At 68.3% G+C, this 17,520-nt stretch carries 11 protein-coding genes; 4 read left to right on the forward strand and 7 right to left on the reverse strand.

Annotated features, from left to right (window positions below; translation table 11 throughout):
• The first annotated feature begins 53 nt into the window (after nucleotides 1-53).
• Nucleotides 54-3,521, forward strand: a complete 3,468-nt coding sequence (locus tag G341_RS0117225; protein WP_245557036.1) for an arabinosyltransferase domain-containing protein — start codon at nucleotides 54-56, stop codon at nucleotides 3,519-3,521.
• Nucleotides 3,522-3,600: 79 nt separating this feature from the next.
• Complete coding sequence (locus G341_RS0117230) at nucleotides 3,601-6,951, forward strand: arabinosyltransferase domain-containing protein (RefSeq protein ID WP_051092868.1); 3,351 nt, start codon at nucleotides 3,601-3,603, stop codon at nucleotides 6,949-6,951.
• A gap of 99 nt (nucleotides 6,952-7,050) precedes the next feature.
• Here G341_RS0117230 and G341_RS0117235 read toward each other — a convergent pair whose 3' ends face one another.
• Nucleotides 7,051-8,760, reverse strand: a complete 1,710-nt coding sequence (locus G341_RS0117235) for an acyl-CoA dehydrogenase family protein (protein ID WP_018180411.1) — start codon at nucleotides 8,758-8,760, stop codon at nucleotides 7,051-7,053.
• A gap of 105 nt (nucleotides 8,761-8,865) precedes the next feature.
• On the opposite strand from G341_RS0117235, the gene G341_RS0117240 reads away from it, so the two are divergent.
• Both G341_RS0117240 and G341_RS0117245 read left to right on the forward strand, forming a co-directional pair.
• Entirely contained in the window at nucleotides 8,866-9,489 is a 624-nt protein-coding gene (locus G341_RS0117240) for a TetR/AcrR family transcriptional regulator (protein ID WP_026303813.1), read from the forward strand.
• Nucleotides 9,490-9,565: 76 nt separating this feature from the next.
• Nucleotides 9,566-10,513, forward strand: coding sequence for an oxygenase MpaB family protein (locus tag G341_RS0117245; RefSeq protein WP_018180413.1), 948 nt, complete (start codon nucleotides 9,566-9,568; stop codon nucleotides 10,511-10,513).
• Nucleotides 10,514-10,540: 27 nt separating this feature from the next.
• Here the strand turns inward: G341_RS0117245 and G341_RS0117250 are convergent, their stop codons facing one another.
• From G341_RS0117250 to sfnG, 6 genes are all read right to left on the reverse strand, one after another.
• The gene (locus G341_RS0117250) at nucleotides 10,541-12,130 is read right to left on the reverse strand and encodes a long-chain-fatty-acid--CoA ligase (protein ID WP_018180414.1); all 1,590 of its coding nucleotides are present in this window, start codon (nucleotides 12,128-12,130) and stop codon (nucleotides 10,541-10,543) included.
• Between the two features lie 83 nt (nucleotides 12,131-12,213).
• Nucleotides 12,214-13,017 carry an ABC transporter ATP-binding protein gene (locus G341_RS0117255; RefSeq protein WP_018180415.1) on the reverse strand — a complete coding sequence of 268 codons (804 nt, stop codon included), beginning with the start codon at nucleotides 13,015-13,017 and terminating at the stop codon, nucleotides 12,214-12,216.
• On the reverse strand, nucleotides 13,014-14,222 hold the full coding sequence (locus G341_RS0117260) for a taurine ABC transporter substrate-binding protein (RefSeq protein ID WP_245557037.1): 1,209 nt from the start codon (nucleotides 14,220-14,222) through the stop codon (nucleotides 13,014-13,016). Before G341_RS0117260 ends, G341_RS0117255 begins: the two co-directional genes overlap by 4 nt.
• Nucleotides 14,219-15,079 carry an ABC transporter permease gene (locus tag G341_RS0117265; protein ID WP_018180417.1) on the reverse strand — a complete coding sequence of 287 codons (861 nt, stop codon included), beginning with the start codon at nucleotides 15,077-15,079 and terminating at the stop codon, nucleotides 14,219-14,221. The genes G341_RS0117260 and G341_RS0117265 overlap by 4 nt, the downstream gene beginning before the upstream one ends.
• A 96-nt stretch (nucleotides 15,080-15,175) precedes the next feature.
• Entirely contained in the window at nucleotides 15,176-16,402 is a 1,227-nt protein-coding gene (locus G341_RS0117270; protein ID WP_018180418.1) for an SfnB family sulfur acquisition oxidoreductase, read from the reverse strand.
• Complete coding sequence (gene sfnG / locus G341_RS0117275) at nucleotides 16,399-17,508, reverse strand: dimethylsulfone monooxygenase SfnG (protein ID WP_018180419.1); 1,110 nt, start codon at nucleotides 17,506-17,508, stop codon at nucleotides 16,399-16,401. The genes G341_RS0117270 and sfnG overlap by 4 nt, the downstream gene beginning before the upstream one ends.
• Nucleotides 17,509-17,520: the final 12 nt, after the last annotated feature.

Below are 17,520 nucleotides of genomic sequence, written 5' to 3' on the forward strand. Positions count from 1 at the left end.
TGCAGTCGACGTAGAGCAGCCAGGTTCGTCGCATAACATCGTTGGTCGTGTCGGTGTCCTCTTCCCTGTTCGCGGCTCTCAAGCCCGTCGTCCCGACCGGACGCACCCTGCGCATAGTCGCGGTGGTCTCCGGCATTCTCGGAATCGTCCTCTGCGGCATCACCCCGCTGCTGCCGGTGAAGGAACACACCGCGTCGGTCGATTGGCCGCGCTCCCAGCCGCTGTCCGGCCCGACGGCGTCGGTCACGGCGCCGCTCACGCAGCAGACGGCGCAGTCGGTAACGGTCCGCATCCCGTGCGCGACGATGGCGACGGCCCAGCCGAACGCCCTGATCTTCTCCACGGTGCCGACCAGCAGCTACACCGTGATGCAGAAGGGGCTCGTGATCGCGGCCGGCGGCGGCGCGGCCGCGAACGGTCCGCGCGACCCGAACGGCCCCGGCGTCAGCATCACCTCCCGGGGCACGCCGCTGCTGACGACCACCCACGCCGAGCTGCAGCATTGCAAGGCGCTGCTGGTGACCGCCGATCTGCACGGGGTGCACGCCGAACTGCGCGGCATCGCCGGCGGCACCACCAGCGTGATCCGCGCCGGCAACGCCGGCGCCCAGTCGAGGCCGCAGGTCGACGGCGTCTTCACCACCCTCACCCCGGACGTCGTGCGCGCGGTCGACAACGCCGGCCTGACCGCTCACATCGAGATCGACACCCGCTTCGACAGCACGCCGTCGGTGGCCAAGATTCTCGCAATGGTGCTCGGCGTCCTCGCCGTCCTCGTCTCCCTCGCCGCGCTGGCGCTGCTCGACTGGCAGGGCGGCTACCATCGCCGCGTCGGACGGCGCGACTGGAAGCGCCTGCTGTGGCCGCGCCCGGCCGACATCGCGGTGACCGCCGTCCTTGTCGTCTGGCACTTCCTCGGCGCCGGCACGCCCGACGACGGCTACGTGCTGAACATGGGCCGCGGCAGCGCGCATGCCGGCTATCTCCTGGACTACTACCGGTTCTTCGGCGTTCCCGAGGCGCCGTTCGACTGGTACTACACCTTCCTGGCCGACTGGTCGCATGTCTCGGCGGCCGGGATCTGGATGCGGATTCCGTCACTGGTCGCGGGCCTGATCTCGTGGTTCGTGCTGTCGCGGGTGATCCTGCCGCGCATCGGCCCTGCGGTACGCGGCGGCAGTCGCACCCTGTCGCAGCGGCTGCCGGGCGCGTCCGTCTGGGCCGTCTGGTCGGCCGCCACGGTGTTCACCGCCTTCTGGATGGCGTTCGCCAGCGGCCTGCGCAGCGAGTCGATGATCATCCTGGGCTCGCTGCTCACCTGGTGGGGCGTCGAGCAGGCCATCGCCACCCGGCGCATGCTGCCCGCCGCGTTCGCCGCCTTCGTCGCGGCCCTGACCCTGGCACTTGCCCCGCATGGCGTGATCGCGATCGCGATGCTGGTCGCCGGTTCGGCCGCGATGCTGCGGGTCCTGGTGCGCCGCAGCAACGTCGACAGTGCGGCCAGCGGGGGCACCCGCCTCATCGAGCTCGGCGCGCTGCTGATTCCGGTGATCGCCGCGGCGTCGGTGGTGTCGGTGATCGTGTTCCGCGATCAGACGCTCATGACGGTCATCGAGGCCGCACGGGTGCGCTGGAACGTCGGCCCGACCGATCACTGGTACCAGGAATTCGTCCGCTACTACTTCATCACCGTGCCGAACTCCGAGGGCGCGCTGACCCGCCGGGTGCCGGTCCTGATCCTGCTGGCAGCACTCCTCGCGGTCGCGGCGATCATGCTGCGTCGCAAGCGGATTCCCGGCATCGATCCCGGCCCGGTGTGGCGCGGCGTGAGCACTGTGTTCATCACGATGCTGCTGCTGCAGTTCACCCCGACCAAGTGGACGATCCAGTTCGGTGTCTTCGCCGGCATCGCCGCGGCCCTCGCCGCAGTGGCGGCCGTCGCGGTCGCCGAGGTCTCCCGCACCTCGGTCCGCAATCTGACGCTGTTCATCAGCGCCCTGCTCTTCGCGCTCGCCGCCTCGACCGCCGGCATCAATGCCTGGCCGTGGGCCCGCGAGCTCGGAATCTCCTGGTACGACAAGGCCCCGTCGCTCGGCGGCACCGCGGTGTCGACGCCGCTGCTGGCGCTGGCCGTGCTCGTCGGCGCCTTCGGCGTCTGGCAGCACCTGCGGATGGACTACGTGAAGAACAAGGGCCTCGCGCACGCCTCGCCGGCCGATGACGGCGCGCTCAGCAAGGCCGACCGTCGTCGCCTGTTCCTGGCCCCCTCTCCGATCGCCATCATCGCCGGCATCCTGGTCGTCGCCGAGCTGCTGCTGTTCGTGAAGGCCGCGGCCAGCCGCTCTGACTCGTACACGGTGCTGCGCGGCAACCTGAAGGCACTCGGCGGCGATTCCTGCGCGATGGCCGACCGGGTCCTGGTCGAGCCGGATTCCAACGCCGGACAGCTGGTTCCGGCCGCCGGTATCAGCATCTCCGACGCACTCGCCGGCAAGGGCAACCCCGCCGGCGGCGGTACCCCGGCCGTCGGCTTCACACCGAACGGCGTCGCCGGCGACCTGAGCCCGGACCTCGGTTCGGCCAAGCCGGGACAGATGAACGTCGCCTCCAGCCCGACTGCGCAGTACTCGATCGCGGGCGGCGCAGCCGGAACGCTCGGCGGCAACGGACCGACCGGCGTCAACGGCTCCACGGCCTCGTTGCCGTTCGGGCTCGATCCGGCCCGCACCCCGGTGCTCGGCAGCTACGGATTCAACACCGGCGACGCCCACGTGGTGACCGACTGGTACCAGCTGCCGGATGCCGCGGCCCGCAAGGGATCTCCGCTCATCGCGATCACCGCAGCCGGCTCGATCATGTCGACCGACAACGAGCAGTTCACCCAGTACGGGCAGCTGCTGCGGGTCGAGTTCGGCCGGATGGACGGCGGCCAATTCGTTCCGGTGGGCACGCGCATCGCTCCGATCGATCCGGGCGACTCGACGCGACCGAATCGGCCGTGGCGCAATCTGCGGGTGCCGATGAACCTGGTCCCGCCGCGCGCGACCGCGATGCGGATCGTCGCCGATGACGCGAATCTCGATCCGGGACAGTGGCTGGCGTTCACCCCGCCACGCATTCCGAAGCTGCATACCCTGCAGCAGGTGGTCGGCACCACGCCATCGCTGATCGACTTCACCGTCGGCGACCAGTTCCCCTGCCAGCGTCCGGTGACCAGCACCAACGGGGTCGACGAGATTCCGCAGTTCCGGATCCTTCCGGACCGGATTCGTGCTGTGTCCCAGTCGAAGTCGTGGATGGCCGCGAACGGCGGCGGCCCGCTCGGCACCTACGAGGCGCTGACCAACGCCGACACCATGTCGTCGTACCTGCAAGGCGATCTGTACGCGGACTGGGGCGAGCTGGAGAAGCTCACACCCGTCGTTCCCGACGCGCCCTCTGCGCACATCATGACCGGCGAACGCTCGGTATGGGGCTGGCATCGTGCCGGCGGCATCTGGGTGGTGGCTCAAAATGGATAGGCAGGCTGTGAAACAGACCCCGGGTGACCAGGACCTCCAGAGCGGGGGGCTCCGCGACCGCATCAACGACAGCGGAGTGATGCGCCGTATCCGGTCGCTATACGGACCCGACTATCGCAACGTCAGGTGGGCCTCGGTCATCACCGGTGTGCTCGGCCTGCTGCTGGCGCTGATGACACCGCTGCTGCCGATCAAACAGACCACGGCAGAACTGAATTGGCCGCAGCAGAGCCGGGTCTCCGACGTCTCGGCGCCGATGGTGTCGTTCGTGCCGATCGACATGAACTTGTCGATCCCCTGTTCGGCCGCGGCCGAGCTGCCCGCCGACGGCGGCGTGCTGCTGTCCACGATCCCCAGCGGCGGGGCCGGGGCCAGCGCGCACGGCCTGTTCGTCAAGGCCACCGACGACCGCATCCAGGTCACCGACCGCGACATCATGCTCCTCGACGCCAACCGGCATGCCCTGCAGTCGAATCCGTCATGTGCAATCAGCGTGGCGGCCGACACCAAGGGCATCACGGCCAAGGTCACCGGCGTCCCCGACAGCCAGATGACGCCCGACGACGGCAAGTTCACGGCGGCGATCGGCGATCCGAACATGCGGCCGCAGGTCGTGGGCATCTACACCGATCTGCCGGATTCCACTAACACGGCGGGCATTTCGTTCCACTCGGTGATCGACACTCGCTTCATCAGCACGCCGACTACGCTCAAGTTCGCCGCCATGGTCTTCGGCATCCTGATGGTGATCTGTTCGCTGGTCTGCCTGGGCATCCTGGACAACCGGGACGGCCGCAGGCATCGACGGCTGCTGCCCGCCGGGTGGTGGCGGGTCAAGCCTCTCGATCTGGTGGTCATCGGCGTCTTCGGGCTCTGGTGGCTGATCGGCACCAACACCTCCGACGACGGCTACAACTACATCAACGGCCGCGTCGCGCAGGCATCGGGCTACGTGCCCAACTACTTCCGCTACTTCGGCGTCCCACAGGATCCGATGGGCTGGCACATGCAGTTCATCGGCATGATGACCCGCATCACCGACGCCCAGCCGTTCATGCGGCTGCCCGCGCTGCTGATGGGCGTGCTCTGCTGGTGGCTGCTGTCCCGAGCGGTCCTGCCGCGTCTGGGCCATGCGGTGCGCCACAGCACCGCCGCCTACTGGGCCGCCGCCGGTGTGCTGCTGGCGATCTGGCTGCCGTTCAACAACGGTCTGCGTCCCGAGGGTGCAATCGCCCTGGGCGCGCTGCTCACCTGGTGCTCGGTCGACCGGGCCATCGCCACCCGGCGACTGCTGCCGCTGGCGTTCGGCATCCTGTTCGCCGCGTTCACACTCGCGCTGGCGCCCAACGGCCTGATGGCGGTGCTGGCGCTGGTCGTCGGCATCCGGCAGATCGTCAAGATCCTGGTCAAGCGAAGCAAGCGGGACGGCCTGCTGCCGCTGCTGGCACCGATCCTCGCGGCCGGTTTCGCCGTACTCTACGAGGTATTCGCCGATCAGGGCGTGGCCACCGACCTGGTCGCCACCAAGGTGTCCGGCGCGGTCGGCCCGAACGAAAAGTGGTGGGTCGAGCCGATCCGCTACTACTACCTGCTCGGCCCGTCGCAGGACGGCGCGCTCTCGCGGCGCTTCGGCATCCTGCTGGGCCTGCTGGCCGTCGCGATCGTGATCGCCGTGATGCTCAAGCGTCGCCACCCGGTGGGCATCGCCCGCGGTCCCGTGTGGCGCCTGTGCGCGACCGTGCCCGGCACGATGTTCGTGTTGGCGTTCACGCCGACCAAGTGGAGCCATCACTTCGGTGTCTTCGCCGGCATCCTGGCCGCGGTGGCCGGCGTTGCGGCCGCGATGGGGATGCCCGCGCTGATGCGTCGCCGCCGCAACCGCTCCTTTGTGATCGCGGCGTGCCTGTACGTCGCGGCCATCGCATTCTCCGGTGCGAACAACTACTGGTTCGCCGGCGCCTGGGGCGTGCCCTGGTGGAACCAGCCGCCGGTGCTGGCCGGCGTCAGGCTGTACTGGCTCGCCCTGGCCGCCGCGTTGGTGTTCACCGCGCTCGGCCTGTGGCAGCACTTCCGGGACGATTATGCGGGCGAGGCTGTCGCCACCGGGCCGGTGTGGGGAAAGCGGTTGCCGTTCAAGGCATCGCCGATCCCGGTCGTCGCCGGCTTGATGATCGCCTTCGAGCTGCTGACCATGCTCAAGGCCGATGTCCACCAGCGGCACAGCTGGTCATGGCTGAATTCCAATGTGTCCGCGCTCAAGGGTGACAAGTGCTCGCTCGCCGACCGGGTGATCGTCGAGCCCGATCCGAACACCGGAATCCTCAGCGCCGCACGCGTTGCCGGACAGCGCAATGTCTCCCCCGGGGACACGCTCGCCGGAAACGATGCGGTCGGATTCTCGCCGAACGGCGTCAAGGGCGGAACGAGTATCGACCCGACGATCAACAGCGACGGTTCGAGCGCCCCTGGCGTCACGGGAAGCAACGACTCCGACTCGTCGGCAGCGGCCGCCGGCACCGGTGGCCCCGTCGCCACCAGCAGTTCGGGCACCACCAGCAGTCCCGGCACCACCGGCGGTTCAGCCACCGCGGCGGGCGGCGAGAACGCGGGCGTGAACGGCTCGACGGTGCAGCTGCCGTTCGGCCTGAATCCGAAGACCACACCCGTCCTGGGCAGCTTCGGCGCGCCCGGCGGATCGGCATCGCTGACCAGCGACTGGTACGCGATGAACCGACGCTCGTCCGACACCCCGCTGATCACCATGTCGGTGGCAGGCTCGGTGCAGGCGGCGAGCGCCCAGGGCGTCACGTACGGCGGCCCGCAGGTGCGCCTGCAGTTCGGCGCGGTCGACGCCGCAGGCAATGTCACGCCGGTCGGGTTCATCGATCCGTACGACGCCACCGGCGGGCCGTTCTGGCGCAACCTGCGGTTCCCGATGGACAAGGCACCGCGGAACGCCACCGTCGTTCGCGTGGTCGTGAAGGACACCTCGGGCGGATCCAACGACTGGGTGGCCATCACCCCGCCGCGGATGACGCCGATGGTCACCCTGGATCAGCTTGTCGGACATACCGATCCGGTGCTGATCGACTGGGAGGCGGCGTTCGAATTCCCGTGCCAGCGGCCGATGCAGTACCGCTACGGGCTGACCGAGGTGCCGAAGTGGCGCATCATGCCCGACACGCTCGGCACGTACTTCAACTCGCAACGCTGGCAGTCCGGCAAGTTCGGCGGACCGCTCGGCGTCACCGATTCGATGCTGACGTCGACGCTCATCCCGGGCTACCTGAAGAACGACTGGGGCCTGGATTGGGGTGGCCTGCAACGGTTCACGGAGATCCAGCCGGCCCCGCCGGCCGAGTTGGAGATGGGCACCGAGAACCGCTCCGGTCTGTGGACCCCGGGTCCGATCCGGTCGGTGTCCTACTAGGTTCACCGCCCGCGGACCGCGGGAGATCCGCGCCGCATATGCAGATCCGCGCCGGCTGTAGCCGGCGCGGATCTGTATTTCTGGCGCGAATTCGGTGCGCTAGTCCGCCATCTCGTAACGGCCGCACAGTTCGGCGACCGCTTGCCAGACCCGATCGGTGCGGGCCGCGTCGATGACCGGCCGAGCCACCACCTCGTCAGCCCACCGCACCTGGGCGTCACTGGCGCCGGCCTTGCCGAGCAGGGTGACGGCCTCGGCGCTGAAGTCGCGGATCAGCGTCTCGAAGATGCCGTCGACCAGATCGTCGTCGAGCCCGACGACCTCCGCCTGCTCGAGGATCAGACCGCCGTAGACGATCAGCGTGAACAGCTCGCCGATGGTCAGCTGAACGTCCATGTCCGCACCGGTGGCGTCGCCCGATTCGGCCAGCCCCGCAAATGATTCCGCGAGAGAGGTGAACAGCGCCACATTCGGCAGATCCGCGCGCTGCCGGTAGGCGTCCCGCCACTGCCCGAACCGGACTTTCGAGAGCCCCCGGGCCTCGCCCTGCCGGAAGAGGAACTCATCGTCGGCGGCATCCTCTCGGGTACCGATCGCCGGTACCTCGGTCGGCGCCAACAGGTAGTTGGGCATGAACTTGAGGATCAGCGCCAGATTCACCGCGACCGTGCCCTCGAGCTTCGGCAGCCCGTCGACGTCGACCTTCGCGATTGGCACGAAGGTGTCGGCCTCGAACCCCTTGGCCGCCACGATGTCCGCTAGCACGGTGACCACGCGCTGCGCCTCGGTGGTGACCTTCATCTTGGTCACCGGGTTGAACAGCAGGTAGCGGCAGTCATCCGGGGTCGCCGACCGGAAGTAGTCGATCGCCCGGCTGGAGAACAACCGCATCGCAATCAGCCTCGTGTACGCCTCGACGAACCCGCTCCGGATGTGCGGGAAGTCGGTCACGGGGCGGCCGAACAGGATTCGGCGATGGGTGTGCGTGATCGACTCGTACAGGGCGTGCGTCGCCAGCCCGACACCGCCGAAGCAGAGATTGAACTTTCCGATATTGACGGTGTTCAGCGCCGCCGAGAACGCCGCCGCGCCGCGGTGCAGGATGTCCTCGTCCCCGACCGGGTAATCCTCCAGCGCAAACTCGGCGACATACATCTGCGACGGGACGATGTTCTTCACGACGCGATAGTTCGGATGATTCGCGTCGGCGCGGAAGAAGACGTACCCGTCGGCGCCGTCCACGCCCTCGATCCGACCGAACACCGACACGATCTCGGCGCAGTTGCCGTTGCCGATGTAGTACTTGGAACCGGTCGCCAGGTAGCCGCCGTTTCCGTCCGGCCGCAGCACCATGTCCGTCGAGTAGATGTCGGCGCCGTGCTCCTTCTCCGAAAGCCCGAACGCCGCAACGGCTCCCGCCTCCAACGCCGCCGCGGCATCGGCCTTGGCGGACTCGTTGTCGCTCTGCCACACCGGCGCCAAGCCTAGGACGGTCACCTGCCACGGGTACCAGTAGTTGAGGCCGTAGAAGCCCAGGATCTCCGACAACGCCGCGACCCGGGCCGTGTCCCAACGCTTGTCGGGATTACCTCCGGCGTGGGCCGCCGGCGTCAACAAGGTGGCGAACAGCTTTTCGCGAGCCGCGAAGTCCAGGAAGTCGTGGTAGTAGACCTTGCGGTGGTAGTCGCTGGTGAGCGTGGCCTTCCCACGCTTTTCGAACCAGTCGACGGTGGCCCGCAGCAGTTTCGCGGTCCGGTCGTCGAACTGGCCGAAGTCCCATCGCACGGGGTCGAGCAGCAGATCGGTCATGTGTGATCACCTCGGGGCTTGGTATCGAAAACAACGAGACCGTAGCAATCCGCGCGAACACAATGCAACGGCTACGTTGTATTCGAACCGGACTATGATGCTGCAATGGCGTCTCCCACCACTCCGCCCACCCGCCGTCGATACTCACCACGGATGTCGCCGGCGCAGCGCCGCGAACAGGTGCTCGACGCGGCGTTGACGGTGGTGGCGAAGCGATCGCTGGCCGACCTGTCCATGGAGGCCGTGGCCGCGGAGGCCGGGGTCGCCAAGACGGTCGTCTACTCGGTGTTCCGGTCGCGGACCGAGCTGGTCTCCTCGCTGCTGGCACGCGAGCATGCGGCCGGCATCCACCAGGTGCGCGCGGCCATCCCCGACCAGGTCAGCGACATGAATGCGGGGGATCGATTCGGGGCCACCATCAGCAGTTTCGTCACCGAGGTGCTGCGGCATCCGGTGCGGTGGCGGCTGATCCTCACGGCGCCGGACACGGCGCCGACCGAGTACCGCAACGAACTCCGCTCGGCCCGCGGCGGCCTGATCACCGCGACCCGGCAGCTGCTGGACGCCAGCCCCACGGTGCTGCCCGACATGGACACCGAGCTGCTGGCGCATCTGATGATCTCGACCGGCGAGATGCTCGGCCGCCTGGCGATCGGCGACCGTCAGCGATTCACGACCGACCGATTGACGGAGTTCGCGCAGCAGATCGCGGCCAGGCTGGTCGGCTGACAGGCCTTAATGTACGGTGGTGTTCAATTCATCGCCCGGCGGCGGTGACTCTGACCCGACCGACGCGAGGTGACGCATGGCGAACACTCCCGACCGCGACGTAGCCGTCCGGTTCCCGTTCGGCAACCCCGACGACCGCGAGGACTACGGCTTCTTCGGCCCCGGCTCGCCGACCTGGAAGGTGTGGACGTCGCCGACCGCGCTACTGGGCTTCCAGCGCTCGGTCGTCCTCGAACATTTCGATCCGCATCTGGCGGCCGCGGTGGCCGACGCCGCGGGCATCTACACCGATCCCCGGGGCCGGCTCGACGGCACCCTCGCCTACTTCCTCATCGTCGCGACCTGCGACGGGCGCACGGCGATCGAATCCGCAGAGCTGCTCAAGAAGGTCCATGCCCGGATCACCGGCGTCGACCCGGTCACCGGAAAGCGCTACAGCGCAAACAATCCCGACTCCCAGCTCTGGATTCACGTGACCGGCTGGCATTCGGTACTCAAGTGCTACGAGATGTACGGGCCGGGCAAGCTCAGCGCGGCGGAGGAGGCGCAGTACTGGCGCGAATGCGTCGTGGCCGCCGAGCTGCAGACCTGCCGCGTCGCGGACGTCCCCACGAGCCGCGCCGAGGTGCATGACTATTTCGCCGCGATGCGGCCCACGCTGCGCTCGTCGGAGCACGCCGAACGCGCCATGCACTACCTGCTCCGCACGGATCTCGAACACGCGTCCCCGCAGTTCTGGGCGATGAGCCGGGCCATGGCACCCGCGACCATCGCGACCCTGCCGACCTGGATGCGCGTCGAAGGCCGCTTCGATCAGCCGCGTGCGCTCGACGCCTCGGCCCGCGCGGCGACCAGAATGGCGATGCGTGTCGGCAGGTCACCGGGCCTGATGCACCGCCTCATCCGCACGCCGCTGCCGATGACCGACGCCGTACTGCAGGCCCACTATCGGCGCTCCGAGCCGGCCGTTCGCCGCGTCGTCACCCCCACCGAGGTACGCACGCGTCTCGCCGCTGCGGGCTGATCCCGCCCTCTCACAAGGATTGCGCCGCTAGTCGTCGGTGTTGCGCAGCGAGGTCTTGAGCACCTTGCCGCTGGTGTTGCGCGGCAGCTCGTCGAGCCAGCGCAGCACCGTCGGGTGCTTGTACCGAGCAAGCTTGTCCCCCAAAAAGTCTCGCAGCTCATCGACCGTCGGCCGCGGCGCATCGGGCCGGGCGACGACGGCCGCGACCACCGCCTCACCCCATTTGTCGTCGGGACGGCCGTAGACGGCGACATCCACGATCGCCTCATGGTCGGCGACCGCCGCCTCGACCTCGGCGCTGTAGACATTCTCGCCGCCGGTGATGATCATGTCCTTGCTGCGGTCGACCACCCAGAGGAAGCCGTCCTCGTCCTCGCGGACCAGGTCGCCGGAATGGAACCAGCCGCCCGCGAAGGCCTTCTTGGTCTCCTCCGGCTTGTTCCAGTAGCCGAGCATCATGTTCGGCCCGCGGTAAACGATCTCGCCGACCTCGCCGACCGGCACGTCCTCCATCAGCGGATCGACGATGCGGTAGCTGATCGCCGGGACCGGCTTGCCGACCGAGCCGATCTTGCGGATCGCGTCCTCGCCGAGCAGCAAGCAGGTGACCGGGCTCATCTCCGTCTGGCCGAAGGCCGCGACGGTCTCCGCCTCCGGGAACGTCTCGGCCATGGTGCGCAGCAGCGACGGCGTCGCGGGCGCGGCGCCCCAGCTCATGGTCCGCAGCACCACCTCGCGCGGCTGCCGCAGCTGCTCGGCGCACACGGCCTGCCACATCGCCGGGACCAGGAAGATCGACGTAACCTTCTCTGCGGCAAGCTGATCCAGCAGCGCACCCGGGTCGAACGAGCCGGCGTCGTAAATGACCGTCGGGATGCCCGCGAACATGTTCCCCGCCACGCCGGCGAGGCCGGCCACATGGAACATCGGCGGCACGGCCATCGCGATGTTGTCGTCGCGGCGTTCCTTCGCCGCGCGCAGCACGGTCACGCATTGGCTGAGCAGGTTGCCGTGGCTGAGCACCGCGCCCTTGGGTCGGCCGGTGGTGCCGGAGGTGTACATGATGACGGCCGGGGTCTCGGCGGTCAGCGGCGTCGGCGGATGCGGGTCGCCCGACTCGGCGATCAGCTCGTCGTAGTCCAGCACGCCGTCGCCGGGCTCTCCGTCCAGCACGACGACCAACGAGAGCTCCGGCACCGTGGCACTCACCGCGGTCGCGAGCGTCTGCAGCGCGCGTTCGGTGATCACGGCCTTCGCCCCGCAGTCGGTGGCCTGGTACTCCATCTCGGCCGGGGTCAGCCGGAAGTTCACGGTGACGACGATTGCGCCGATCGCGGTGATCGCCAGCGCCGATTCGATGTACTCGGGCCGATTGAGCATGAGCACCAGAACCCGGTCGCCGGCACCGACCCCGCGCCGGTGCAGCGCATCCGCCAGCGCGTGCACCCGATCATGGGCCTGTTGCCAGGTCTGGACCCGATCGCCGTAGGTCAGGGCCGGTTCGTCCGGCTTGTTCTCGGCATGCCGCGCCAGATGCGAGTTCCAATTGTCCTGCCGGGCAAGGGAGATCTCCGGATCTTCGAATCCCAGACCCAACCCGATCGACTGCTGCGCCATGTCTTCCCCTTCGCCAGCGACCCCTCGAACCTATCGAGCGATCGCCCGGCCGTCAGGAGATTGCCGAGATGACCCGGTCGCCGTCAGCCGTGCGCCTCCAGGATCAGCCGGGCCAGTTCGGCCTTCTGCGCCGCGAGCTCCGGGGTGCCGAGCACCTCCAGCGACCGCACGCCGGGCTGATCGTCACCCGGCAGCTCGACCTTCCGGTCGGCGATCACACGGCCCGGGCGGGCGCTCATCACGATGACCCGGGTCGAGAGAAACAGCGCCTCCTCGACCGAGTGAGTGACGAAGACGATGGTCTTGCGTTCGCGCTGCCAGAGTTCCAGCAGCTGCACCTGCAGCTGTTCGCGGGTGAACGGGTCCAGCGCGCTGTACGGCTCGTCCATCAGGACGATTCTGGGATTGTTGACGAACACCCGGGCGATCTGGGCGCGCTGCTGCATGCCGCCGGACAGCTCGTAGGGCCGCTTGTCGGCGAAATCCTTGAGCCCCACCAGATCCAGCGCCTCCAGCGCGCGCGCCTTGCGCGCGGCCCGCTTCTCGCCGCGCGCCCGCGGGCCGAACTCGACGTTCCCGCGCACGCTCAGCCACGGATACAGCGTCGGCGATTGGAACACCACGCCACGATCGGGATTCGGCCCCGCCACCGGGGTCCCGCCGACCGTGACCGAACCGGTTGTCGGCGTGACGAATCCGGCCACCGTCTGCAGCAGCGTGGTCTTGCCGCAGCCCGACGGTCCGACGACCGCGACGAATTCGCCGGGCTCGATCGTCAGCGACGTCGGCGACAGCGCGATGACCTCGCCGTCCGACGACGCATAGGTCTTGGACAATCCGTCCAGGACGATCTGCTCGACGGCATGCACAGGAACGGACGTGCTCACGATCCCACCTCCTTCAGGGCATCGGAATACAGTGCGCCGGCATAGGTCTGGGCCGGTGACACCGTCGTGCCCCCGCCGTCGGCGGTACTGTGCAGGAAGGACGCGGTGCTCAGCAGCGCCGCCGCGAGGCCGGGTAGCCCGGCCCCGGTGCCGAAGTACTTGTCGCCCAACTGGTCCTTGGCCGACAGATACTGGTACCCGGCCAGCTGCGGGACGACGAGCGCCGGCGAGATGCTCAGCTGCGCGGCGATATGCTCGGCCGCCTGCTGCGGGTCGGTGTTGATCATGTGGACCGCCCAATCCTCGACCGTCGTCCAATATTTGAGGAACGGTCCGTTCTGCGCGACGAAATCGCTGCGCGCCCCGGCCAGGTCGAAGGTCGGCGCCCCCTGGTTCGCGGTGACACTCGAATCGTCGATCACGTGACCGTTCTGTTTGAGCTTGGACAGCACCGGATCCCACACCCAGGCGGCATCGATGCCGTTGCCCCAGGCGGCCAGCATCGCGTCCGGCTGCGTGTTCATGATCGTCACCTGATCGGTGATACCGGCCTGGTTCAGCGCGGTCAGCAGCGAGAAGTGCGACGTGCTGGCGAACGGCACCGCGATCTTCTTGCCCTTCAACTGATCCAGCGTCGTGATCGACGGGTCATGCACGACCAGCGATTCAGCCTTGCCGATCACGTCCTGGATCCAGATGACCTTCATGTCGATGTCGAGCGGCGCGGACAGCGCGCGCGACGCGGGCGCCGAGCCGAGCAGCGCCAGATCGAGGCTGCGCGCCTTGAATCCCTGCAGCACATCGCCGCCGGACGCGAACTTGCTCCAGGTGAGCTTCGCGTTCGGGAGGCACGTCTTCAGCACCGATGTGTCCTTGACGATCAGGTCGCCGTTCGGGATGTCCTGGTAGCCGATCCGCACCGACGTGTGGATGCTCGGATCCGGGGCGATCGGGCAGGCGACCTTCTCCCCGATCGACCGACTCTGCTCGGCCCGACCGGATTTCACGATGCAGCCCGAGGCCATGAGCGCCACCACGGCGAGCATCAGCACGGCCGTTGCCGTCCGCCCCAGCCTGCGCGGCCCGGGCGGCAAATCCGCGCCGGTTTCGTAGATTCGCGCCGGTTGCAGCCGGCGCGGATCCACATTAGTGGCGCGGATTTCGGCCACGAGACCCGAGGCCCGTCGAAAGTGCTTGCCTCTCATGCCTTCCCCTGCCACGGGGCCGCCAGCTGGCCCACATACTTGATGATGGCGTCCAGCGCCAGCGCGGTGATGCCGATGACGATGATGCAGGCGATCGTCAGCGGGGTGTTGGTCTGCTGACCGGCGTAGAAGGCCAGCCCGCCGATACCCGGGATGCCGTTGTTCAGTTCCGCCGCGACCACGGTCGTCCAGGCGAAGCCGACGGCGAGGCGGATGCCGTTGATCACCGCGGGCGTCGACGCCGGCAGCACCACGTGGGTGACCACATGCAGCTGCGAAGCGCCCAGTGCCCGTGCGGCATTGATCTGCGCCTCCTTGACCTCCTGCACGCCGCTCAACGTGGCGATGGTGATGGCCGGGAAGGCGGCGAGGAAGAGCAGCCAGATCTTCGACGAGTCGCCGATGCCGAACCACACGATCAGCAGACCGATGTAGCCCAGCGGCGGCAGCGCCCGCAGGAAGTTCAGGTACGGCTCGATGACGATCGCGACCGGCCGCACCGTGCCCATCAGGAAGCCCAGCGGCGGACCGACGATGATCGCCAGGCCGACGCCGGCGACGATCCGCTGCAGGCTCGCGATCAGGTGCTCCCACAGGAAGTAGTTCTGTTCGCCGAGCACCTCGCGTGGCACGCCGGGCGCCACCTGGTGCCAGGTGTTGGCGCGGTAGAAGGCGTCCCAGACCGACCGCGGGGTCGGCAGGAACAGCGGGTCGACCCATTTGGCGGCCGTGATCACCCACCACACCAGCAGGAACAACAGGAGCGCGGCGACGCGAATGGACAGGGCACGAAGCATGGGCGGGTAGCTGCTGGGCAACCGCAGGAACGGCGGCCAGCTGGCCCGTTGGACATTCACGAGGGTCGATCCTGCTCCGATCGGCGGCCGATCGGTAGAGATCGGCTCAGTCGGACGTTAATCCGGCAAAATCCGACGGGCCGGTGACGGCACTCGTCAGAGTGCGCTGTGCAGCGGCGGAAGCTCGTCGCGCAGCAGCGCGCGGCCCAGATGCTGGTACTTCCAGCGCACCGGATCGTGCAGCGTGTGGGTGCGGCCGTTGCGCAGGAAATGGTCGAGTCCGTTGCCGGCCCCAGCCGCCCGCGTCCCGCCGACCTCGAACAACGCCGACGGCACCTCGGTGGCGGCCCGGTCGGCCAGGATCTTGGCCGCCGCCACCGCAAGCGACGCCTCGGCCGCGTTCTCGGCACAGGGCCGGGCGACGGCCTGGTCGACCTGTACGCCGGCCGCGGTGAGCGCGGCTTCGGCCGCGGTGACGGTCACCGACAGCTCGCCGAATCGCTGCACCAGCAAGGGATCATCCACCGCGCGGTCGACGCCGGCCTCGAACCACGGGCGACTCTTGGTCTTGACGAACTCGGCCGCCGCCGCCAGCGCACCCCGGCCGATGCCGGTGTCGATCGCGGCATGCAGCAGCTGCGCGACAGCGCCGTAGCCCGTCGGGCAGCTGGTAGCCAGGGCCCGCGGCGCAATCGCATCGGCCGGCACCGCGACACCGTCGAAGGTGATGGTGCCGCTCGCGGTCGTCCGCTGCCCCAACGCATCCCAATCATCGGCGATCTGCACGCCCGGCGCATCGGCGGGGATGAAGGCCACATACTGGCCCGGCTCGCCCCCATCGAACGGGTCGTCGAGCTGGGCCAGCACGGCCAGGGTGTCGGCGAACAGCGAACCGGTGCAATAGAACTTGGCGCCGTCGAGGCGGTATCCGGCACCGTCGCGGCGCAGCGTGGTCGCGACGTCGGCGGCGGTCTTCCGACCGCGCTCGGTCTGCGCGTTGGCGACCTGCCCACCGGCCAGGACGCCGTCGAAGATCCTGCGCCGCAACGGCGGCAGGGCCGCCAGCCGCACCAGACCCAGATACACGTAGTGACTGTGCGGAATCTGCGCGATATTCGGATCGGCCGCCGCGATGATCGCCGTCGTCTGCGCGATCACGCTGGGCGGCAGGCCGGGTCCGCCGTCGTCGGTCGGGATGCCGATGGCCAGCAGTCCCGACTCGCGCATTCGCGCCACCTGCTCGAAGGGCAGCCGGCGGTCGGCGTCGCGCGCCGCCGCGCCCGGCCCGAACTCCGCGGCCAGCTCGCGGGCGGTCGCGATCGCCGCCGCGGCCGTCGCCGGGATGTCGAGCGCCGCGCGCCGCCGCAGCTGCACCGCGGTCATGACGCGACCAGTTCCTCGGCGGCCTCGAGTTCGCGAACCAGCGGAAGCACTTTCGCACCGAAGTGCTCGATCTCCTCCTGGAAGTGCAGGAAGCCACCGAGGATCAGGTCGACGCCGAGTCGCTTGTACGCGACGATCCGCTCGGCCACCTGCTCCGGCGTGCCGATCAGCTTGGTGCGGAATCCGTCGTTGTACTGCACCAGATCCTCGAACGTCGAGTCGGCCCACATGCCGCGACCGTCCTTGGTCGAATTGCCCGCCTGCTGCACGGCGTCCCGAAAACCTTCCACCGCAGGCTTGTTCGCCTTCTCGATGATCTCCCGGAGGGTGTCGTGCGCCTCGGCCTCGGTGTCGCGGGCGATGATGAAGCCGTTGAGTCCGAACTTCACCTCACGATCGTTCTCCCGCGCGACCGCACGCAGATCATCGAGCTGCTCCGTGACGCCGTCGAAGTCCTTGCCGTTGGAGAAGTACCAGTCGGCGTACCTGCCGCCATTGCGCCGGGCCGCACTGGAGTTGCCGCCCTGGAACAGCTCCGGGTTCGGCCGCTGCGGGGTGTTCAGCGGCTTGGGCTTCAGGCTGAAGTCTCGGATCCGGTAGAAGTCGCCCGCGTAGTTCACGTGGTCCTCGGTCCAGATCTTCCGGATCGCCTCCAGGAACTCGCCGCTGCGCCGGTAGCGCTCGTCATGCTCCAGCCACGGCTCGCCGAGTGCCTTGAATTCGTCGGCGAACCAACCGGATACGACGTTGATGGCGAACCGGCCGTTCGATAGATGATCGGCGGTGGCGCCGAACTTGGCGAGTACCGCCGGGTGCCACAGCCCCGGGTGGATGGCGGCGATGACCTTCAGCCGTTCGGTCGCCCCGAGCAGCGCGAGGCTGAACGACGTCGACTCGTGCTGATACTCGGCGCCGTAGGAAGCCATGTACCGCACCTGCGACAGCGCGTACTCGAAACCGTTGTTCTCGGCCGTGCGCGCCAGTCGCTTGTTGTACTCGAAATCCCAGCCGGTGCGCTGCTCGATCGTGCTGGTGACCAGACCGCCGGAGACGTTCGGCACCCAGTAGGCGAATTTGATCTGATCGGCGATGGACTCGGTTGTCATCTTGGGGATCCT

The sequence above is a fragment of the Jongsikchunia kroppenstedtii DSM 45133 genome (genome assembly GCF_000380485.1).
GTDB classification, from domain to species: domain Bacteria; phylum Actinomycetota; class Actinomycetes; order Mycobacteriales; family Mycobacteriaceae; genus Jongsikchunia; species Jongsikchunia kroppenstedtii.